This window comes from Bacillus sp. CIS52 (assembly GCF_053545315.1).
Genome location: NZ_JBIUFR010000001.1, coordinates 903,287 through 922,140, shown reverse-complemented (window position 1 = coordinate 922,140; position 18,854 = coordinate 903,287). Strand labels below are relative to the sequence as shown.

Below are 18,854 nucleotides of genomic sequence, written 5' to 3'. Positions count from 1 at the left end.
AAAAAAGAGGTATGTGCTATACTGGTATTATGTAAGATATGGAGGGAGCTTTTAATAGAATGGCAAAAGGTATTATGCTGCACGAGGTCGGCGAGCAGGTCGATCAATACTTTCTGATTAAATCTTCGACTAAAGGAATCGCAAGCAACGGAAAACCATTTCTGACGTTAATGCTGCAGGACCAATCGGGGGATATCGAAGCGAAGCTGTGGGATGCCAAGCCGACTGATGAAACAACATACGCGGCGCAGACGATCGTGAAGGTAATCGGAGATGTACATCACTATCGCGGACGAAACCAGCTTAAGCTCAGAAACATCCGGCCGGCCGGCGAAAATGAAAATGTCAGCATTGATGATTTTCTGGAAACGGCGCCGATTCCGAAAGATGAAATGATGGAGACCGTCACTCAATACATTTTTGAAATGAAAAATCCAAACATCCAGCGGATCACGAGACATCTGGTCAAAAAATATGCCGCTGATTTTATGGATTACCCGGCGGCTGCTAAAAACCACCATGAGTTCGTCTCAGGGCTTGCGTATCATGTTGTGTCGATGCTGAACCTGGCAAAAGCGATTGCCGATCTGTATCCGTCTCTTGACCGGGATTTACTGTATGCGGGAGTCATCCTGCATGATCTCGGCAAAGTAAAAGAGCTTTCAGGCCCTGTTTCCACAACATACACCGTGGAAGGGAATCTGCTGGGACACATTTCAATTATGGTGACAGAGCTTTCAAAAGCAGCCGAAGAGCTTCAGATTGACGCTGAAGAAGTGCTGATTCTGAAGCATTTGATTTTGAGCCATCACGGAAAAGCGGAATGGGGAAGCCCGAAACCGCCGATGGTGAAAGAAGCGGAAATTCTGCACTACATTGACAATCTGGATGCAAAAATGATCATGATGGACAGAGCGCTTGAACGGGTGAAGCCGGGCGAATACACTGAGCGTGTATTTGCGCTTGAAAACCGTTCTTTCTACAAACCGACTTTCCATCAATAAGAAAAAAAGGCCGATCCTTTACGATCGGTCTTTTTTACGTTCAGCTCTCATAACTTGTCTTTATCAGGCATAGCTTAAAATAAAGACTTTGGGTAAAAAGGGAGGAAACAACGTGCTATTTTTTCCTTGGTGGGTATACCTTTGCATTATCGGGATTATTTTCAGCGCTTATAAGCTTTTTACGACAGCTAAAGAAGAGGAAAAGCTTGACCAGTCGTTTATTGAAAAAGAAGGAAGAGTGTATATTGAACGGATGGAGCAGGAACGCGAGCGCCGTATGGCGGCGCCCGAAAATGAAAACGGAGATGCAGAAGAAAATTCCAATCATTCGATCGCATAAAAAAACTGTGCGGCTCGCCTAGAGCCCGCACAGTTTTTTTATTTAGATTGAGAAGATGCTGATGATGAAGTGTTAAACGTGTCTTTTAAGTCCTTGTCTTCAACTTTTACGTCAGCTTTTTTCATGACTTTTTGAATCGCCGCCTGTACAGCTGAGTTGTCGTTTAATTTCTGCTTAAGAACTTCTTCTTTCAGTTCTTTTTTCATGTCATCATATTTGCCGCGTTCTTCTGTCTTTTTGATGATATGATAACCGAACTTTGTTTTGACCGGATCGCTGACTTGTCCGACTTTCAGGCCGAATGCTGCTTTGCTGAATGTTTCATCCATTGATTTTTTGTCGAACCAGCCAAGGTCGCCGCCGTTGTCTTTTGAGTTGTCGGTTGAGTATTCTTTCGCAAGCGTTTCAAATTTCTCGCCTTTTTTCAGCTTTTTCTCCACTTCGTCAGCTGTCTTTTTGTCAGCGACAAGGATGTGGCTCGCGCGGATTTTACCTTTTAAGCCGTCGTAATATTCTTTCGTATCGGAGTCAGTCACTTTGATGTTGTCTTTTGCCGCTTTTTGTGCAAGCAGTTCGTATTTCACCTGATCTTTCAGGTAATCTTCGCCGTACTGCTGTTTAAGGGCGCTGTACTGATCGCCGAGCTGCGTTTTGTACTCTTTCAGCTTGGTATCGATTTCTTTATCCGATACTTTGTATTTTTTGGCTAATACTTTTTCTTGTACGAGCTGTGTCAGCACACTTGCGCCCGCGGTTTTTTTCATGTTCGTGTAGAGCTCGCCTTTTGTTACATTGCCGGCATCCGTCTTGGCAATCACGTCGTTGTCGCCGCTGCTGCAAGCGCTGAGAGCCAGGACGCTCGTTGCCGTAATAGCTGCTATCGCGATTTTCTTCATTCCTTTAAACACTCCTAATCATCCAAATTAAATTGCATATGCGTATCATAACATATTGTGGCTTTCTGTAAAAAGATTTTAAATAAAGGGCATTCGTCTAGTCAAACTTTTTCCTGATACATACAAATATATTGATCATGAAAAGGAGGTAATGAACCATGGGCGGAGGATATTCAAACGGTTTTGCACTGCTCGTCGTATTGTTCATTTTGCTTGTCATTGTAGGTGCAGCTTACATTTGCTAAGCGAAACGGATCGCTTTTTCCAAAAGCGGTCCATTTTCTTACCCAGGCGCCTAATCGTTTCTGAAGTGAATTGCATATGATGTAATTGGAAAAATAAAACGTTTTGTAGGAGGTGCTTCTGGAGATGGGTGAAGTATTTGCAGGCGGTTTTGCATTGTTGGTTGTTCTGTTCATCTTATTGATCATCATCGGCGCTTCTTGGATTTACTAAAAAAAGATGGCTGTCCGCGTTAATCCGCCGGCAGCCATCTTTTTTTGCCTGTTTACACAGTAAAGGAGATCTCGACGAACGAAGAGATCAGTAAAATTAAAATAGATACATTAATAAAGCGGAATACCTTATCCTGCCGGTCTTCAGGAATCTCTCTGACAAGGCATAATGTATTTGTGAGCCTGTTTATAAAATAAAGAATAAACAGGGCAGCCACGATAAAATAGAATAAAATGATGGGAGATTCCCCCTCTCTCTGAACTGCTCCCATATTACATTACCAAATATTTATTAAAAAAGATAGAATGTAAGCTGAAAAATCAGCGGGACATCAGGACTCCGGCACTTTTTTTACTAAAATATCATAGCCGTCGGATTCCTGGTCAATCAGACATGATTTCGGCGCTTTGACCAGATGCAGCGCAAACAGAAGATCAGGCAGGCAATAGCCCGCATGGATGCTCGAAATCATATAAAAGTAATGGGCGTGTCTCGGGAATGCCAAGCCTGCATAAAATAACACCGGCGTAATGAATAAAAACGGGCTGATCGTTGAAATCAGCATCGTTGTTTTCGGTATGCCTTTCCATGTCGGCATCCGTAAAAAGTACATTTTCATTTCCTTTTTTCTTTTTTTGCAGATCATTGGCAGGACATGTATGACTTTATGTACAAATAAAGTAACGACGAGCAGAACGCAAAAATCTAATACATGCCCGTCACTTAAACTGATATTCGGACGAAGCAGCCCGAATGCCAAGAAGTTGCATATAAAAAACAGGATCATAAAACCTACAGCAGTCAATAATAAACGAACCGCACCATAATCTTTAATCAGATTAATGGTTTTCCAGCAATTCATCAGAGTCATCCTTCCGTACAAAGATGGAATACAATCTCAAAATAATTTACTCTCTTCAGGAGAAAAAATCAATCCTTTTTTAAAGAAAAAAATAAACCCGGAAAGAGAAGAACAGAAGAGAGCGGTGAAACATGGAAATGTACGGTTTAACCTTTCTTCTCCATTCATTATCAGCTAAAATAAGATTAAAGATAGAAAGAAGTGAAACGGATGGATTCAATGGATCAGCGTATCGGGCGGTTAGAATATTACATACAATTGCTGGTGAAAACGGTGGATATGGATAAGTACCCTTTTTATGCGATGATGATTGAAAAAGGGCTGACCGAAGAGGAAGGTGAAGAGGTCGGGCGGATCTGCCGCGAATTGGAGGACGAGCTGGAGTCGCAAAAAGCGCAAGGCTTTGTGACGTTCGACAAGCTCCTTGCGCTTTTTGCGGGACAGCTGAACGAAAAATTAGATGTTCATGAAACGATTTTTGCTTTGTACGAGCAGGGGCTTTATACAGCGCTGATGGAAGAATTCATCGAGATTATGAAGCACTTTGATTAATTGCTGACCGGTTCCAGCTCTTCAGCCGTTTCATGGGCAGCCGATTCGCCCGCTTTTTTCTTCAGGCTTCCGTCTTCACTTTCAAAATCATTGTTTATGTTTGTCAATGATTTCTCGAATATCTCCATAAAATCTTCTCCGTAAATGTGGCGGATGACACAGGTCAATTCTTCCATCTCCGGGAACTTCCCGAATAAGTGGTAGAGCGGCTGTGAGCCTTTAAACACCGCGTTTCTCGACGGGTCAAACTCCTCTAGCAGACTTTCAAATACTTTTTCCCCTTCTTCTGTTAACTGAATGTACGTGTTCCGCTTGTCATTCAGCCGCTTGGAAAAATTCAGATACCCGCGTTCTTCAAGTTTTTTTGAAAAATTAAATGCAGTTGATACGTGCATAACGCCGAATTTGGCGATTTCCGAAATAGAAGCTCCTTTAAGCTGGTAAGCAATCCATAATATATGATGTTCATTAATATTAAGATCGTACGGCTTCAGCCAATTCTGCCAGTCTTTCTCGATAGATTTCCACAGCGCTTTGGACAGCTGCGCCATTTTTTGGGTATAGATTAAAGCTTCTTTTAAATCGTAAGGCGGTTCAACACGATTCAATACAGATCACCTGCTTCACATTTTCTTTTCCTCTATTATGCCAATAAAATAAAGATTAATAAAGATGAAAATTTAAGAATTTTATAATAAATTCTAAATCCGTTGCTGTGAAAGGCTTTAAACCGCAAAAAAAAGTGCGGAACGCAATATGTCCGCACTTTTTTTGGTTGTATAGGATATTAGTTTTGTAAGGTTTTCTCCAGCTGTCTGATTTTCTCTTCAATATCAGCGATTTCCTTTTGGAGATCCTGCTGGTGCGGCTTGATTTCCTCCTGCCACCTTTTAATGCTTGTCTGAAGCTCTCCGCCTACGTCTTTAATGACTTCGGCGCTTTCTTTCGCCGTTTGGACAAGCTGGTCTTTCAGCGCCATTCCGTCTTTTTTTAACCGTTTGATTGTGTCCTCAATTGAATTGCAATTCGCTTTAATTTTGCCCCGCAGCTCTTTTCCGGATGAAGGAGCCGAAAGCAAAACCGCTGCGCCTCCGATCAATCCGCCTACGAAAAGGCCTGTTAAAAGGGAACGTCCGTCAGCCATTTGAAATCACCCCGTTTTTTTTCTCATAAGCTTTTACCATTTTTGTTCAGAAGAATAAACTTCTATACATAGCTTGCTTTATTTTAGCATATTTTTTAAGGGAAAAGGAGGGAGAAGGTTGTCTGTCTTCATGATTGTTTTATCTTGTATGGCTCTTGTCTTTGCGGCGGGCGCCGTTTATTACCTGAAACTGCTCGGCCAGGCCGCTTCTTATCCGCCGAAGCGGGTCGTCCGCCAAAAGGCCATTGTCTGCTCAGCAGGAACCGCCCTCGCATTGTTCCTTATCTTTTTCACAAAACTTCTCGTATGAAACATGCTGAAACACATTAAAAAACCTCTTCCGGCCGGAAGAGGTTTCAGTATGCGGCTATTTTGCCGTTTCAATCATATTGGACCGTTTTAAGATCGTCTGCACAATCGGATACATGATGATAATGGCGATCGCGTTCAGCGCAGCCGCCGGAAGGACGACCGCGAGCACCAATGCCGTGAATCCGCCCGGCAGGCCGACAATCAGAAGGGCCAGCGCCAGAAAGATCACACCGGAGATGAAAGTGCCGGCTATCGTAATGACGGCAGCCGCCGCTGTTTTCACGCTTTTTTTCACCAAAAGCGCCAGTGCGAGAAACAGAAACGCCGTTACCGGTTTTTCAATGATATTCGGAAGCTGTCCCCCCGGAAAAGATGTCGTGAGTGCGGAAATGATTCCCGTTACAATCCCGATCATCAGCACGTTCTGCACACGGGGGAATAACAGAATTCCCATGAACATCATCACAAGCATCATGTCGGGTTTCATTCCGAATAATACCGGCGGCATAATGGAATGAAGCACCGCTCCGATTGCCGCAAACAGGGCCATAATGACTAATTCTTTTGTTTTCATACTAAGCTCTCCTCTGCTAAGCTTTTTCGCCATCCAATAATATGCTCGTCATTTATTGCGATGGCCGGAAAAATTGATATGCCAACAGTATATCAAAGGAACTGTCGGGTTAGAAGAAATTTATTCGTTTTCCTGCTGGAACTTTCTCATAAACTGAGCCAGTTTTTCACAATCAGCCAGGCTGACGGCGTTGTAAACAGATGCCCTGCAGCCTCCGACTGAGCGGTGGCCGGCGAGTCCGGTCATTTTTGCCGCTTTCGCTTCTTCAACGAATTTTTTCGTCAGACTGCTGTCGCGGAGGGTGAAGGTAATATTCATGTGAGAACGGCTGTCTTTTTCGGCATGCCCCGCGTAAAATCCGCCGCTTGCATCGATTGTGCCGTACAGGACATCCGCCTTTTCCCGGTTGCGCCGTTCAGCCGCTTCGACACCGCCGTTTTCAGCCAGCCATTCAAGGACGAGGCTCAGCATATAAATCGCAAATGTAGGCGGCGTATTATACAGTGAATCGGCTTTTGTGTGGGTGGAATATTTCAAAATTTTAGGAACGTTGGCGTTTTCGTTTTCAAGCCATGATTTTTTCATGATGACGACCGTAACGCCGGACGGCCCGAGGTTTTTCTGGGCTCCGCCGTAGATGACATCAAACTTTTTGACATCAAATTTTCTGCTCAGGATGTCGCTTGACATGTCGGCTGCGAGCGGAATCGGTGAATTCGGGAACTCTTTCCACTGCGTTCCGAAAATCGTGTTGTTGGACGTAATATGCAAGTAGGCGCCATCTTTTATCTGTGAGAGGTCCGCTTTCGGTATATGGTTGTGGTTTGAATCTGCGCTTGTTGCCGTGACGGATGTGTTTCCGAACAGTTTCGCCTCAGCGAGGGCCTTTTCAGACCATGCGCCCGTCACGATGAAGTGCGCCGTCTTCTCCGGCGTTAAAAAGTTCATCGGCAGCATTGAGAATTGAAGGCTTGCTCCGCCTTGGAGAAATAAAATATCATAATCGTCGGGGATATCCATCAGTTCTTTCAGAAGGGTTTTCGCTTTTTGATGCACCGCGTCATATTCTGTGCTCCGGTGGGACAGCTCCATGACAGACATGCCGGTATCATTGAAGTTGATAAATTCTTTCTGTGCTTTTTGCAGCACATCCAGTGGAAGGGCTGCGGGTCCTGCATTGAAATTCGTTGTACGTTCCATTTTTACGATCTCTCCCTGTTTTCCGCTTTAGTGTAAGAAATAATACAATTATCCTATCACAATTTTTAGATTTTTTTGATATGAAAAAATATTATTTTATGTATTTTATGTTTCGGGCGCAAAAAAACCTCATCCTTAAGATGAGGCAAGGCGTTTTCTGACGGTTGACGCGATCTCCTGAAGATCGTCAGGCGTATAGTCTTCGGCATGTGTCTTCCAGACGGCTCCGAATCCGTCGCCTTTTCCGTAACGCGGAATGATATGCATGTGAAAATGGAACACGGATTGGCCCGCTTTTTCACCGTTGTTATTGAGGATATTCAGCCCGATCGGCTCGAATTCATCCCGGATGGCGCGCGCGATTTTCGGCACCGCTTCAAAATATTCTTTAGAAAGCTCAGGCGTAAACTCGTACACGTTTTCGATATGTGTTTTCGGAATGACGAGCGTGTGGCCTTTTGTGACCTGGCTGATATCGAGAAACGCAACGACGTGTTCGTTTTCATATACTTTTGAAGACGGAATGTCGCCGGCAATGATTTTGCAGAAAATACAATCGTCCGCTTTGTGCATAGATGGGTTTCCTCCCTGAAAAGAAATATATGTATATTCTCATCGTACCACAAAACCCGCCGAAATAAAAAACAGGATGAACGGCTGGCGTTCATCCTGATGCAGAAGTACGAGCTTTATCACAGAAAATTGAATATGCCTTTTGTAAGCACCTCATTTGTTTTTAAAATGAAGACTTATGGGTCTGCTTGATCATTCCTGGGACAAACACCTCATTTGATTATTTCATCATGACTGAAGAACATCATCAAAGCAGTGTGTGAAGAAATTGTAAGCATAAGACATGTTGATTTTCATCCAACTGTTCTAAGACGTCTTTTATAAACACCTCATTTTCAGTTGATTAAAGCTGTTTCCTTCTACACACATTATGATGTCCGCTGTCACGATAACTATGCAGGCTTTTTTACGTGAGAAAAAAAGGGAATCGTTTCAAATCAGCCTTTATTTTTGGTACTATGAAGAAAAACGAATCAGAAGGGGAGAAATTATGTCTCTGCTATCGGTAAAAGACTTAACCGGCGGTTATACGAGAAACCCGGTTTTAAAAAATGTTTCATTCACCCTTGAGCCGAACCAGATTGTCGGACTCATCGGATTAAACGGCGCGGGCAAGAGCACGACGATCCGGCATATTATCGGTTTAATGGACCCGCATAAAGGCTCGATCGAGCTGAACGGCAAGACGTTTTCAGAGGATAAAGAGGGCTATCGTTCGCAATTTACGTATATCCCCGAAACGCCGGTGCTGTATGAAGAACTGACGCTCAAAGAGCATTTGGAGCTGACGGCCATGGCGTACGGCCTTTCGAAAGAAACGCTTGAAAAAAGGCTTCCGCCGCTTCTGAAAGAATTCAGAATGGAAAAAAGGCTGAAATGGTTTCCCGCTCACTTTTCCAAAGGGATGAAGCAGAAGGTCATGATCATGTGCGCGTTTCTCGCGGAGCCTTCGCTTTATATTATTGACGAGCCGTTTCTCGGGCTTGACCCGCTTGCGATCAATGCATTGCTGGAGCGGATGGACGCCGCGAAAAAAGCCGGATCAAGCGTGCTGATGTCAACGCATATACTGGCGACGGCAGAGCGCTACTGTGACGCTTTCATCATTTTACATAACGGCGAAGTACGCGCAAGCGGAACGCTGGAAGAATTGAGAGAGCAGTTCGGCATGAGAGACGCCGCTCTTGATGATTTATATATTGAACTGACGAAGGAAGACGCCGGCCATGAATAATATGTCTACTATTTGGCAGTCCCGGCTTGAGGAGCATATAAAGGAAACCAGAATGTATATGAAATATATGCTCAATGATCATCTCGTCATTGTCCTGATCTTTTTTATTGCCGGCGCTGCGAGCTGGTACAGCAAATGGGTCAAAGACATTCCCGTTCATTTCCCGTCCTTTTGGGTGATGGCGGTGCTCTTTTCTATCGTGCTGACGGGTTCATACGTCCGGACGCTGTTAAAGGAAGCAGATCTCGTGTTCCTGCTGCCGCTTGAACCGAAAATGGGGACTTACTTTAAGCATGCATTCAAGTACAGCTATCTGTCACAGCTGTTTCCGCTTTTCGCTCTGTCGCTTGTATGCATGCCTCTGTTTTTCGCTGTAAGTCCGGGGGCGTCGCTTGCGTCGTATGCCGCCGTTTTTATTCAGATGCTGGCGGTGAAAGCGTGGAATCAGGCCATGGAGTGGCGGATGACATTTATGAATGACAGAAGTATGAAAATGATGGATGCGGTCATACGCTTTATCTGCAACATGCTGCTTTTATACTTCGTCTTACAATCGTTTTATCTGTACGCTGCCGCCGTCTACATTGTAATGGCCGGCCTTTATGTCTATTTCACATCAGCTGCGAAACATAAATCGTTAAAATGGGAAGCTCATATTGAATATGAATTAAGAAGGAAGCAGCGGTTTTACAGAATTGCCAATCTGTTTACCGATGTGCCTCACTTGAAGAAACAGGCAAAACGCCGGGCGTATCTCGACTTTTTGCTCAGAATGATTCCGTTCGAGCAACGGAAAACGTTCTCCTATATGTATGCGCGGGCCTTTCTTCGTTCAAATGATTATCTGGGCATTCAGGTCAGACTCACGATTATTTTTATCCTGATTATTATGCTCGTTTCCGCCAATCCGTTGATAACGGCGGCGTTAACCGTATTTACCGTCTTTATTACGGGGATACAGCTTTTGCCGCTGTTCGGGCATTTTCAACATCTGTCGTTACAGGAGCTTTACCCGGTCAATCAGAAAGTGAAGCTGAAAAGTTTCTTTTCACTTATGAAATCGGCGTTAACCGTGCAGGCCCTGCTGTTTTCGGCAGCGTCGGCCTATGCCGCGGGAGTCAGCGGGGCGCTTTATGCCGCTATCGCTTCAGCCGTCCTGATCTTTGTGATTATGCCTTCGTATATGGGCGGCAGATTGAAAAAGTACGGCAGGCTGTAATCAAACGGGTTTTTGAAACCTATACGAAAGAAGGAGACGCGGATGACCGGCGATCAGCAGCTGATACAGGAAGCCCTGCAATGGAAAGCGCGTTTTTTGCGTAAGGATTCCATGTTTGAACGTTTTTCTAAAGGCATGCAGGCGAAAATAAATGAGCGGATTCCCGGAAAAATTCATGCCGTCATCACAGAAAGCATTAAAAAAATGACCGAAGCAACAATGGCGGGGTCAAACCTCGTAAAAAGCAAGCGGGATACAAGCGGCATGTCGCTTACAGAAAAAGATTCCCTCGCCAGACAAACTATCGCATCCTATCAAAAGGTCGCGGCAGCCGAGGGCATCGGTACGGGGGCCGGCGGAATTTTTTTGGGGATGGCTGACTTTCCATTGCTGTTGTCCATTAAAATGAAATGTCTGTTCGATCTTGCCTCCGTTTACGGCTATGATGTGAAAGATAGAGATGAACGATTGTTTTTGCTGTTTATTTTTCAGCTTGCTTTCTCAAGCGGTGAACAGCGGAAACGCATATATTCAATCATTGAACATTGGGATTCAAAAAAGCATGAAGTTGATTGGAGAGTTTTTCAGCAGGAATACCGCGACTATCTGGACGTGGTGAAATTGTTTCAGCTTTTGCCGGTCGTCGGAGCCGCCGTGGGCGGAGCGGCCAATTATAAACTGCTGTCACAGCTCGGCGAGACGGCAAGGCACGTTTTTCATTTAAGAATCACAGCAGCCGGTACGTAATGTACCGACTGTTTTTTATGCCCTATCGGGGGTAGCTCACCGCGGCGCCGATCAGCACCTTGGCGGCGGTCAGCATCGCTTTTTCATTAAAATCAAATTTCGGATGATGGTGAGGGTAAATAGATTCCGCATCGTCTAAAGCGGCGCCCGTAAAGAAAAAAGCGCCTTTTGTATGCTGCAGATAATAGGAAAAATCCTCTCCCGCCATCTGCGGCTCTCCTTCAACAACTTTCGTGACGCCGTCTGTTTCCGCGGCGGCTGCCGCAGCGTGCGCCGCTTCCTCCGGATGATTGACGACGGCGGGATAGCCGCGTTTGAAACGATACTCATAGGAAGCGGAGTGCATGGAACAGATCCCTTTTACGACGGCTTCTATTTCTGCTTCGAGCAGGCTGCGCACCTCTTCATCAAACGAGCGTACGGTGCCTGTGATGACTGCCTGATCAGCAATGGCGTTAAACGGATTTTCAGCGATGAATGAGCCCGCTGAGATGACAGCCGGCTGCATCGGGTTTACACGCCGGCTCACGATATGCTGAAGGGCCGTGACGATTTGTGAGCCGATTAAAATGGCGTCTTTCGTATCGTGAGGGATCGCGCCGTGGCCGCCTTTGCCGATGACTTTAATCGTAAAGCCGTCAGCGGCGGCCATCACTGGGCCCGGGCGGCATAAGACCGTTCCGACGGGTTCAGTCGCCCATAGGTGTGTGCCGAAAATGGCATCGACATGTTCAAGGCAGCCGTCCTCAATTATTGATGTTGCTCCGCCGGGAGATAATTCCTCGGCGTGCTGGTGGATCATCACAAATGATCCTTTCAGTTTTTTCCGGTTGTGATAAAGCACTTTTCCGGCAGCAAGCAGAGCCGCCGTATGGCCGTCGTGGCCGCAGGCGTGCATGACGCCGGGAATTTGTGAAGCATAGGGCACATCTTTTTCATCCTGTATCGGCAAAGCGTCAAAATCAGCCCTGAGCGCGACACAAGGTCCCGGTTCTCCGCCTTCAATATAGGCTGTGACGCCGTTTCCCCCCACGTTCGTCCGGATGGGAACGCCGAGCTTTTCATAAAACGAAGCGATGAATGCCGGTGTTTTTTTTTCTTTAAAGGAAAGCTCGGGATTCCTGTGAAGGTGACGTCTGATTTCAACCATTTCCTCATACAGCCCGTCAAGCTGAGCGTACAAGCTTTTTTGAAGTGTCGTTAATGTCAAAAGCGGTGCCCCCTCGTCTGCTTTTCCCATGATTGTATAGAAAATGTCAGAAGATTTCAATCTTTTTGCTACGGAAGAATGATGATGGCGGCAATCGTCGTGACGATAAGCCCGGCCGTCACCGGGATAAAGTTTTTTCTGGCAAGCTCAAACGGGTCAACTTTACAAATAGCCGCAGCGGGAATAAGTGCCCAAGGGACCAATGTTCCGCCCCCGACCCAGATCGCTGAAATCTGGCCCAGCGCCGTTAAAACGGCCGGATTCGTATGAAGCGCGGCGGAAAACAGCTTTGCCATCGATCCTGCAAGAGAAATACCGGAAAAGCCTGAACCGTCAAGCCCGGTAATCGCACCGACTGCGGTCAGGGCGATGCCGGCGAATTCCCCGGACATCGGAAAGGAATGGGACAGCGCCAGGCCAAGGTCATTGACGATACCCGCAGACCCTTTCGGCAGGGGGGTGTTCAACATACTTTTAAACCCCGCGTCACCAAGATAAAAGAACGCCGCGATCGGAATGACGGGGCCGAATACTTTAAAGCCGAATTGAAAACCGCCGATAAAATATTCAGTGATCTTTTCTAAATGCCGCTGCTTATGCACGATGAAATGAATGATCAGGAGAATGCCGATCGCCGTTCCCCCGACGAGTGCCGTCGCATCATTTCCCTGCAGGCGGTAGACGATCATGCAGATAATATCGGCGAGGAAAACAAGCGGAATGAGAACAGCCAGAGTCACCCTGAGTTTTTTCGGGAGATACATGCTTATGTCCAAAGAACCGGAGCTGTCAAAGGAGAGGGGGACCTGCGTTTTTTTTCGCTCCCGCATGATGAGAAAAAAAGCGGTGATTGTCGTCGTTAACCCCATGATTAAAACGAGCGGAATACTAGCCTGCATGACATCGCCCACAGGAACGCCCGCGGCATCGGCTGTCAATTTCGGCGCCGCCTGAATGACGTAATCACCTGATAAAGCGAATCCGTGGCCGAACAGGTTCATCGCCATTGCCGCGGCGATCGGAGAAAGGCCCGCCCGGATCGCCGCGGGAAGCAGCACAGCGCCGATCAGCGCCACACCGGGTGACGGCCAGAAAAAAAGAGAGATGGCAAACATCAGGCAGCCGATGATCCAATACGCGGCAGCCGGCCCCTTCATCAGCTTCGCAAACGGAGAAATCATCGCTTCATTAATACCTGTTTTGGTCAAAATGCCGCTCATCGCCATGATAAAACAAATAATAAAAATCGTCGGCAGCAATTCCCCGGCGGCATACGTGAAGCTGTGAAACAGGCTGCTGACCGAAGCGGAGAATGAATGCGTCGTCCATAGCGCAATCACAAAAATACCGGCAAGTGAAATAAAGGTTGTATCTTTTCTGAGAAGCATAAAAACGATAATGGCCGCGATAAAAGCAACATAAAGCAGATGTACCGAGTAGATGCCGATCCCCAATTGAACCACTCCGTTTATAAATAGGATTGCTACAGGTTATTCATAGGCGGGCGGAAGGTGCAAAGGGGAGGCGGAAAATCGGGACTAAAAAAAGCCGGAGAATCTCCGGCGGTTTTAATCTATAGCGTAATAAGCGGTTACATAAGACGGACGGGAGAAAATGGACGTCGTGTCGATGCCGGCTGATGTTCCGCGTTTTTTATGGGCTTCCTGATAAGAGTTTGACTGCTGCCAGCCCTGAAAGGCTTTTTCCTCTTCCCACAGGGTCAGGATGACATACGTATCGCCTTCAAGCGGCCTTAATACGCGGATGGCTTCAAAGCCGGCTTCATTTTCCACTTTGCCGGCGCGGTTTTTAAACCGGTTTTCAAACAGCGGACGGCCTTCCTGGGTAACGGCGATGTTATTGAGGACGGCGTAGCCCGGATGTTTGATTTCCCCGACACTGTCGATGCTTTCATAGGAATGGGGCGCCTGAAAAACGGTTTCTCCATTTGTCTCATGGATTAAAATCGCATTTTCCTCTCCTTGCATCAGCACCATATTCTCATTTGGGTGTTTCTTTGCAATCGTTTTTAAAAAATCGGCTGTCCCATATGTAATATAAACCTTCATATCAGCCACCTCCTGCTTGCTAGTATAACAAAAGAGTGGTATAAGTTTCTATTGGCGACTCATTCTGACATAATTCGAAACAATATTTCCCATACTACAAGTTAAGAAAGGCGAGGTGACTTATGCTGAAAAAGAAAAAAAGATTCTTTATTCCGGCTGTAATTGCGGCGGTAACCGCTTTTCTCGCGTTAATCGGATACATTATCATTATATTTCTCGGCCATTATGTCATCGATGAAAAGAAATTAATCCTGCACGCATCTTCAAAAATCGTCGATCAAAACGGTGATGAAATCGCGAGTCTTTATACGGAAAACCGCGAACCGGTATCCATTCAGGAGGTTCCTGAAGATGTGAGAGATGCTTTTATCGCCGTTGAAGATAAACGATTTTACGAACATCACGGCATTGATGTGAAATCTGTCGGACGGGCGATGTTCCGGGATATTTTAGCGGGCGGCAAGGTGGAGGGCGGAAGCACGATCACCCAGCAGCTGGCGAAAAACATTTTTCTGACTCATGATAAAACATTTTTGCGCAAAACGAAGGAAGTCATTATCGCCATCAATCTTGAGCGTGATTACAGCAAGGATAAGCTGCTTGAAATGTACCTGAACCAGCTCTATTTCGGCCATGGCGTTTACGGCATTCAAGCCGCGTCTCACTACTATTTTAATAAAGAAGTAAAAGATTTAACCGTTGCAGAAGGCGCCGTTCTGGCGGCTATACCGAAGGCGCCTTCCCTTTATTCGCCGATTCAGCATCCCGGCAAAAATAAAGAGCGGCGCGATACGATTCTTTCCATGATGAACGATCAAGGCTATATCAGCGCAAAAGAAGCCGTCAGAGCCCAGGGCCGGACATTGGGGCTTCATATCAAGAAAACATCTGAAACGCCTTGGTTTGACAGTTATATCGATCTTGTCATCAAGGAGGCGGAATCCCGTTATTCGATGTCAGGCGAACAGCTTCTTCAAGGCGGCTATACGATTCGGACATCGCTTGATTCCAAACTGCAGAAAACGGCATATACGCTCATGAGGGAAAGCGGCTATTTTCCGGGAACGGATCAGGCGGCGGAGGGAAGCGCCGTCTTTATTGATAATAAAACCGGAGGCGTCCGCGCGGCGGTCGGCGGTCGCGACTATGTGACAAAAGGATACAACAGGGTAACGGCGCCGCGGCAGCCGGGCTCAACGTTTAAGCCGCTTGCCGTGTACGGGCCCGCCATGCAGGAGGACAAGTTCAAACCATACTCGCTTCTTCAAGACAAACTGCAGTCTTACAACGGGTATGAACCGAAAAATTATGACGGACAGTACAAGGGGCAAGTGACGATGCAGGACGCGATCACATACAGCATAAATGCGCCCGCTGTCTGGACATTGAAGCAGATCGGCGTGGATACGGGAAAATCGTATCTTAATAAAAACGGCATAAACATATCTGACAACGGACTCGCGATTGCGCTGGGCGGTCTGTCAGAAGGCGTCACCCCGCTTCAGCTGGCCGGAGCTTATCATACATTTGCGGCAAACGGAATGTATACGAAGCCATTTTTTATAGAGAACATCACGGACGAAGACGGAGAAACGATATCCGGGCCTAAAAACGGCAAAACGCGCGTCTTCAGCGGACAGACGGCATGGAATATGACGAGGATGCTTCAGCAGGTCGTAAAAGAAGGAACCGCTTCACAAGGCAGCTATCAGGGCGGCCTGGCGGGGAAAACCGGCACGACGTCATTTACCGGCGTCCCCGGCGCCACGAAGGACGCCTGGTTTGCGGGATACACTCCCGGACTGACGGGAGCCATCTGGATGGGGTATGACAAAACAGATAAAACCCATTACCTGAAAGGCGGAAGCCAGTATCCTGTCAGACTCTTTAAAGATATCGTCACAAAAGCGGGGGAAAACGGCAAAGCATTCAAAAAGCCTGAAAATGTGAAAGAACTGGGAAGCCCGATTGAGCTGAAAGCGGTGAAGTCCCTGTCGGCCGGTTATACATTTAAGGCGATGGGACTGATTACGGTTCAATTAAAATGGGATGCTCAAAAGGATGATCGGGTTGTTTACCGAATATATGAAAAGAAAGACGGAAAAGACAAGCTTCTGGATTCGGTGAAAGGAAAAGGCAGCTTTGACATACCATACGCCAACCTGTTTTCAGGGGCTTCATACAAGGTCGTTCCATATAATTCACAGACGAATCAAGAAGGAGAGGGAACGGAATACGTTCAGCCGAAGCTTTTCTCTTCTTAATGATGAATTCGGCGATTTTTTGAACATTAGGCCTCAATTCTATACCATTTTGAAAAAACAAGGTATAGTGTAATGGGCGAAGAACACGAACGTATGGTTGCAGGAGGAAAGGTGGAAATTCAGATGAGTAAACGAGAAGCGTTTAATGATACGTTTTTAAAAGCGGCACGGGGAGAAAAAACAAATCACGTCCCTGTCTGGTACATGAGACAGGCGGGGAGGTCACAGCCGGAATACCGCAAGCTGAAGGAAAAGTACGGCTTAGTCGAAATTACGCATCAGCCCGAGCTGTGCGCGTATGTGACGAGACTTCCGGTCGAGCAGTACGGAGTGGACGCTGCCATTTTATATAAAGATATTATGACGCCTCTTCCTTATATCGGAGTGGATGTTGAAATTAAAAACGGAATCGGCCCGGTGATCGATCAGCCGGTGCGCTCTGCTGCGGATATTGAAAAGCTCGGCGAACTGAATCCCGAACAGGATGTTCCTTACGTGCTGGAAACGATCAAATTACTCGTAAACGAACAGCTGAATGTCCCGCTCATCGGTTTTTCGGGAGCGCCTTTTACGCTGGCCAGTTATATGATTGAAGGCGGGCCTTCTAAAAATTACAACAAAACAAAAGCGTTCATGCACAGTATGCCGCAAGCGTGGCAGATGCTGATGGACAAGCTCGCGGATATGATTATCGTTTATGCAAAAGCGCAGATTAACGCCGGCGCAAAAGCCATTCAGATTTTTGATTCCTGGGTCGGCGCGCTGAACCGCGAAGATTACCGGCAATTTATAAAACCGGTGATGGACAGAATTTTCCGGGAGCTTTCAGCAGAACAAGTTCCGCTGATCATGTTCGGCGTAGGCGCAAGCCACCTGGCCGGAGACTGGCATGACCTTCCTCTTGACGTTGTCGGTCTTGATTGGAGACTCAGCATAGATGAAGCCAGAAAACAAGGCATCACAAAAACGGTTCAGGGCAATCTTGATCCGTCGCTTCTTCTTGCGCCTTGGGAGGTCATCGAGAAAAAAGCGAAAGCGATTCTTGACCAGGGTATGAAAACGGATCGGTTTATTTTCAATTTAGGACACGGCGTATTCCCTGATGTAAACCCGGAAACGCTGAAAAGGCTGACGACGTTTGTGCATGAATACTCCGCGGCTAAAATAGGGGAACAATCTTCCTGAGCAGATCGTTGGTTATAAGAAGATTTTCCTGTCAAAATCAAGATAGACAGACCATCAAAAGAGGTGTTTAACAAAATGAGCAGCAAAAAGAAAATGGGACTTCTCGTTATGGCTTACGGAACGCCTTACAAAGAAGAAGACATAGAACGTTATTATACACATATCAGACGCGGAAGAAAGCCGGAGCCGCACATGCTTCAAGACTTAAAAGACAGATATGAAGCGATCGGAGGCATTTCGCCGCTTGCAAAAATTACGAAGGAGCAGGCGGAGAAGCTCGGACAGCGTTTAAATGAAATCCAGGACGACGTCACATTCAAAGTGTACATCGGATTAAAACATATTGAACCGTTTATCGAAGACGCGGTGGCGGACATGCATAAAGACGGCATTACAGAAGCTGTCAGCCTGGTGCTCGCCCCTCATTTTTCAACATTCAGCGTCCAGTCATACAACAAACGCGCCAAAGAAGAAGCGGAGAAGCTCGGCGGCTTGACCATCAAGTCGGTTGAAAGCTGGTATGATGAACCGAAATTCGTTGATTATTGGGTCAGCCAGGTGAAGAAAACGTATGAATCAATGCCGAAAGAAGAACGGGATGACGCGATGCTGATCGTCTCAGCGCACAGCCTTCCTGAAAAAATTAAAGAATACGGCGATCCGTATCCTGACCAGCTGGAGGAATCCGCAAAACTGATTGCCGAAGGCGCCGGAATTACCGATTACGCAGTCGGCTGGCAGAGCGAAGGGAACACCCCTGATCCATGGCTCGGGCCGGATGTGCAGGATCTCACGCGCGAGCTGTATCAAAAGCATCCTTATAAAGCATTTGTATACGTGCCCGCAGGCTTCGTTGCCGATCATTTAGAGGTGCTTTACGATAATGATTACGAATGCAAAGCTGTGACCGATGAAGTCGGCGCAAGCTACTATCGTCCGGCCATGCCGAACGCACAGCCCGAATTTATCGATGCGCTTGCAGCGGTCGTGCTGAAAGAGCTGGACAAGTAGAA

At 46.5% G+C, this 18,854-nt stretch carries 23 protein-coding genes; 12 read left to right on the top strand and 11 right to left on the bottom strand.

What is annotated here, in order from left to right:
• Nucleotides 1-59 precede the first annotated feature (59 nt).
• Nucleotides 60-1,004 (top strand): 3'-5' exoribonuclease YhaM, encoded by a 945-nt coding sequence (gene yhaM, locus ACH32G_RS04235; protein ID WP_016938348.1) that lies wholly within the window; start codon nt 60-62, stop codon nt 1,002-1,004.
• A 112-nt stretch (nt 1,005-1,116) separates the two neighbouring features.
• The gene (locus tag ACH32G_RS04230) at nt 1,117-1,344 is read left to right on the top strand and encodes a sporulation YhaL family protein (protein ID WP_013351703.1); all 228 of its coding nucleotides are present in this window, start codon (nt 1,117-1,119) and stop codon (nt 1,342-1,344) included.
• Between the two features lie 38 nt (nt 1,345-1,382).
• Here the strand turns inward: ACH32G_RS04230 and ACH32G_RS04225 are convergent, their stop codons facing one another.
• A complete protein-coding gene (locus tag ACH32G_RS04225; protein WP_016938347.1) occupies nt 1,383-2,240 on the bottom strand; it encodes a peptidylprolyl isomerase in 858 nt (285 codons plus the stop codon).
• 158 nt (nt 2,241-2,398) lie between these two features.
• On the opposite strand from ACH32G_RS04225, the gene ACH32G_RS04220 reads away from it, so the two are divergent.
• Together ACH32G_RS04220 and yhzE2 are read left to right on the top strand one after the other, a co-directional pair.
• Nucleotides 2,399-2,485 (top strand): YjcZ family sporulation protein, encoded by an 87-nt coding sequence (locus tag ACH32G_RS04220; protein WP_016938346.1) that lies wholly within the window; start codon nt 2,399-2,401, stop codon nt 2,483-2,485.
• A 124-nt stretch (nt 2,486-2,609) separates the two neighbouring features.
• Nucleotides 2,610-2,696, top strand: coding sequence for a sporulation protein YhzE2 (gene yhzE2, locus ACH32G_RS04215; protein ID WP_013351705.1), 87 nt, complete (start codon nt 2,610-2,612; stop codon nt 2,694-2,696).
• Between the two features lie 52 nt (nt 2,697-2,748).
• Here the strand turns inward: yhzE2 and ACH32G_RS04210 are convergent, their stop codons facing one another.
• Together ACH32G_RS04210 and ACH32G_RS04205 are read right to left on the bottom strand one after the other, a co-directional pair.
• Nucleotides 2,749-2,967 (bottom strand): hypothetical protein, encoded by a 219-nt coding sequence (locus tag ACH32G_RS04210; protein ID WP_003155245.1) that lies wholly within the window; start codon nt 2,965-2,967, stop codon nt 2,749-2,751.
• 60 nt (nt 2,968-3,027) lie between these two features.
• Nucleotides 3,028-3,558, bottom strand: a complete 531-nt coding sequence (locus ACH32G_RS04205) for a DUF3267 domain-containing protein (protein WP_415272606.1) — start codon at nt 3,556-3,558, stop codon at nt 3,028-3,030.
• 210 nt (nt 3,559-3,768) lie between these two features.
• On the opposite strand from ACH32G_RS04205, the gene ACH32G_RS04200 reads away from it, so the two are divergent.
• Nucleotides 3,769-4,110, top strand: a complete 342-nt coding sequence (locus ACH32G_RS04200; protein ID WP_003155243.1) for a YhaI family protein — start codon at nt 3,769-3,771, stop codon at nt 4,108-4,110.
• Here ACH32G_RS04200 and ACH32G_RS04195 read toward each other — a convergent pair.
• Together ACH32G_RS04195 and ACH32G_RS04190 are read right to left on the bottom strand one after the other, a co-directional pair.
• Nucleotides 4,107-4,718 carry an HTH-type transcriptional regulator Hpr gene (locus ACH32G_RS04195; RefSeq protein WP_016938344.1) on the bottom strand — a complete coding sequence of 204 codons (612 nt, stop codon included), beginning with the start codon at nt 4,716-4,718 and terminating at the stop codon, nt 4,107-4,109. The two genes, ACH32G_RS04200 and ACH32G_RS04195, sit on opposite strands and share 4 nt — an antisense overlap.
• Before the next feature lie 179 nt (nt 4,719-4,897).
• Entirely contained in the window at nt 4,898-5,254 is a 357-nt protein-coding gene (locus tag ACH32G_RS04190) for a YtxH domain-containing protein (RefSeq protein WP_007409224.1), read from the bottom strand.
• Between the two features lie 118 nt (nt 5,255-5,372).
• On the opposite strand from ACH32G_RS04190, the gene ACH32G_RS04185 reads away from it, so the two are divergent.
• Nucleotides 5,373-5,564 carry a hypothetical protein gene (locus ACH32G_RS04185; protein WP_007409223.1) on the top strand — a complete coding sequence of 64 codons (192 nt, stop codon included), beginning with the start codon at nt 5,373-5,375 and terminating at the stop codon, nt 5,562-5,564.
• Between the two features lie 57 nt (nt 5,565-5,621).
• On the opposite strand, the gene ACH32G_RS04180 is transcribed toward ACH32G_RS04185, so the two are convergent.
• The 3 genes from ACH32G_RS04180 to ACH32G_RS04170 form a co-directional block, all read right to left on the bottom strand.
• Nucleotides 5,622-6,140, bottom strand: coding sequence for a tryptophan transporter (locus tag ACH32G_RS04180; protein WP_016938343.1), 519 nt, complete (start codon nt 6,138-6,140; stop codon nt 5,622-5,624).
• A gap of 120 nt (nt 6,141-6,260) precedes the next feature.
• Entirely contained in the window at nt 6,261-7,340 is a 1,080-nt protein-coding gene (serC, locus tag ACH32G_RS04175) for a 3-phosphoserine/phosphohydroxythreonine transaminase (protein ID WP_045925268.1), read from the bottom strand.
• Nucleotides 7,341-7,475: 135 nt separating this feature from the next.
• On the bottom strand, nt 7,476-7,913 hold the full coding sequence (locus ACH32G_RS04170; protein WP_007409220.1) for an HIT family protein: 438 nt from the start codon (nt 7,911-7,913) through the stop codon (nt 7,476-7,478).
• A 490-nt stretch (nt 7,914-8,403) separates the two neighbouring features.
• Here ACH32G_RS04170 and ecsA point away from each other — a divergent pair, with 490 nt between their 5' ends.
• From ecsA to ACH32G_RS04155, 3 genes are read left to right on the top strand one after another with little or no spacing between them, the layout of a single operon-like run.
• Complete coding sequence (ecsA, locus tag ACH32G_RS04165) at nt 8,404-9,147, top strand: ABC transporter ATP-binding protein EcsA (RefSeq protein ID WP_016938341.1); 744 nt, start codon at nt 8,404-8,406, stop codon at nt 9,145-9,147.
• Nucleotides 9,140-10,366 (top strand): ABC transporter permease, encoded by a 1,227-nt coding sequence (locus ACH32G_RS04160; RefSeq protein ID WP_064778246.1) that lies wholly within the window; start codon nt 9,140-9,142, stop codon nt 10,364-10,366. Before ecsA ends, ACH32G_RS04160 begins: the two co-directional genes overlap by 8 nt.
• A 42-nt stretch (nt 10,367-10,408) precedes the next feature.
• A complete protein-coding gene (locus ACH32G_RS04155; protein ID WP_448814023.1) occupies nt 10,409-11,113 on the top strand; it encodes an EcsC family protein in 705 nt (234 codons plus the stop codon).
• A 22-nt stretch (nt 11,114-11,135) separates the two neighbouring features.
• On the opposite strand, the gene ACH32G_RS04150 is transcribed toward ACH32G_RS04155, so the two are convergent.
• The 3 genes from ACH32G_RS04150 to hmoB form a co-directional block, all read right to left on the bottom strand.
• Complete coding sequence (locus tag ACH32G_RS04150) at nt 11,136-12,323, bottom strand: M20 family metallopeptidase (protein WP_448814022.1); 1,188 nt, start codon at nt 12,321-12,323, stop codon at nt 11,136-11,138.
• 68 nt (nt 12,324-12,391) lie between these two features.
• Entirely contained in the window at nt 12,392-13,777 is a 1,386-nt protein-coding gene (locus tag ACH32G_RS04145; protein WP_448814021.1) for a hypothetical protein, read from the bottom strand.
• A 114-nt stretch (nt 13,778-13,891) separates the two neighbouring features.
• Nucleotides 13,892-14,392 carry a heme-degrading oxygenase HmoB gene (gene hmoB / locus ACH32G_RS04140; protein ID WP_448814020.1) on the bottom strand — a complete coding sequence of 167 codons (501 nt, stop codon included), beginning with the start codon at nt 14,390-14,392 and terminating at the stop codon, nt 13,892-13,894.
• Nucleotides 14,393-14,514: 122 nt separating this feature from the next.
• Here hmoB and ACH32G_RS04135 point away from each other — a divergent pair, with 122 nt between their 5' ends.
• From ACH32G_RS04135 to hemH, 3 genes are all read left to right on the top strand, one after another.
• Nucleotides 14,515-16,656 (top strand): transglycosylase domain-containing protein, encoded by a 2,142-nt coding sequence (locus ACH32G_RS04135; RefSeq protein ID WP_016938335.1) that lies wholly within the window; start codon nt 14,515-14,517, stop codon nt 16,654-16,656.
• 123 nt (nt 16,657-16,779) lie between these two features.
• On the top strand, nt 16,780-17,841 hold the full coding sequence (gene hemE, locus ACH32G_RS04130; RefSeq protein WP_448814019.1) for a uroporphyrinogen decarboxylase: 1,062 nt from the start codon (nt 16,780-16,782) through the stop codon (nt 17,839-17,841).
• A 75-nt stretch (nt 17,842-17,916) separates the two neighbouring features.
• Complete coding sequence (hemH, locus tag ACH32G_RS04125; RefSeq protein ID WP_016938333.1) at nt 17,917-18,852, top strand: ferrochelatase; 936 nt, start codon at nt 17,917-17,919, stop codon at nt 18,850-18,852.
• The last annotated feature ends 2 nt before the right edge of the window (nt 18,853-18,854 follow it).

Coding starts and splice junctions, on each gene's coding strand:
- yhaM (WP_016938348.1), top strand. CDS start 60: ATGGCAAAAGGTATTATGCTGCACGAGGTCGGCGAGCAGGTCGATCAA.
- ACH32G_RS04225 (WP_016938347.1), bottom strand. CDS start 2,240: ATGAAGAAAATCGCGATAGCAGCTATTACGGCAACGAGCGTCCTGGCT.
- ACH32G_RS04220 (WP_016938346.1), top strand. CDS start 2,399: ATGGGCGGAGGATATTCAAACGGTTTTGCACTGCTCGTCGTATTGTTC.
- yhzE2 (WP_013351705.1), top strand. CDS start 2,610: ATGGGTGAAGTATTTGCAGGCGGTTTTGCATTGTTGGTTGTTCTGTTC.
- ACH32G_RS04210 (WP_003155245.1), bottom strand. CDS start 2,967: ATGGGAGCAGTTCAGAGAGAGGGGGAATCTCCCATCATTTTATTCTAT.
- ACH32G_RS04205 (WP_415272606.1), bottom strand. CDS start 3,558: ATGAATTGCTGGAAAACCATTAATCTGATTAAAGATTATGGTGCGGTT.
- ACH32G_RS04200 (WP_003155243.1), top strand. CDS start 3,769: ATGGATTCAATGGATCAGCGTATCGGGCGGTTAGAATATTACATACAA.
- ACH32G_RS04190 (WP_007409224.1), bottom strand. CDS start 5,254: ATGGCTGACGGACGTTCCCTTTTAACAGGCCTTTTCGTAGGCGGATTG.
- ACH32G_RS04180 (WP_016938343.1), bottom strand. CDS start 6,140: ATGAAAACAAAAGAATTAGTCATTATGGCCCTGTTTGCGGCAATCGGA.
- serC (WP_045925268.1), bottom strand. CDS start 7,340: ATGGAACGTACAACGAATTTCAATGCAGGACCCGCAGCCCTTCCACTG.
- ACH32G_RS04170 (WP_007409220.1), bottom strand. CDS start 7,913: ATGCACAAAGCGGACGATTGTATTTTCTGCAAAATCATTGCCGGCGAC.
- ecsA (WP_016938341.1), top strand. CDS start 8,404: ATGTCTCTGCTATCGGTAAAAGACTTAACCGGCGGTTATACGAGAAAC.
- ACH32G_RS04160 (WP_064778246.1), top strand. CDS start 9,140: ATGAATAATATGTCTACTATTTGGCAGTCCCGGCTTGAGGAGCATATA.
- ACH32G_RS04155 (WP_448814023.1), top strand. CDS start 10,409: ATGACCGGCGATCAGCAGCTGATACAGGAAGCCCTGCAATGGAAAGCG.
- hmoB (WP_448814020.1), bottom strand. CDS start 14,392: ATGAAGGTTTATATTACATATGGGACAGCCGATTTTTTAAAAACGATT.
- ACH32G_RS04135 (WP_016938335.1), top strand. CDS start 14,515: ATGCTGAAAAAGAAAAAAAGATTCTTTATTCCGGCTGTAATTGCGGCG.
- hemE (WP_448814019.1), top strand. CDS start 16,780: ATGAGTAAACGAGAAGCGTTTAATGATACGTTTTTAAAAGCGGCACGG.
- hemH (WP_016938333.1), top strand. CDS start 17,917: ATGAGCAGCAAAAAGAAAATGGGACTTCTCGTTATGGCTTACGGAACG.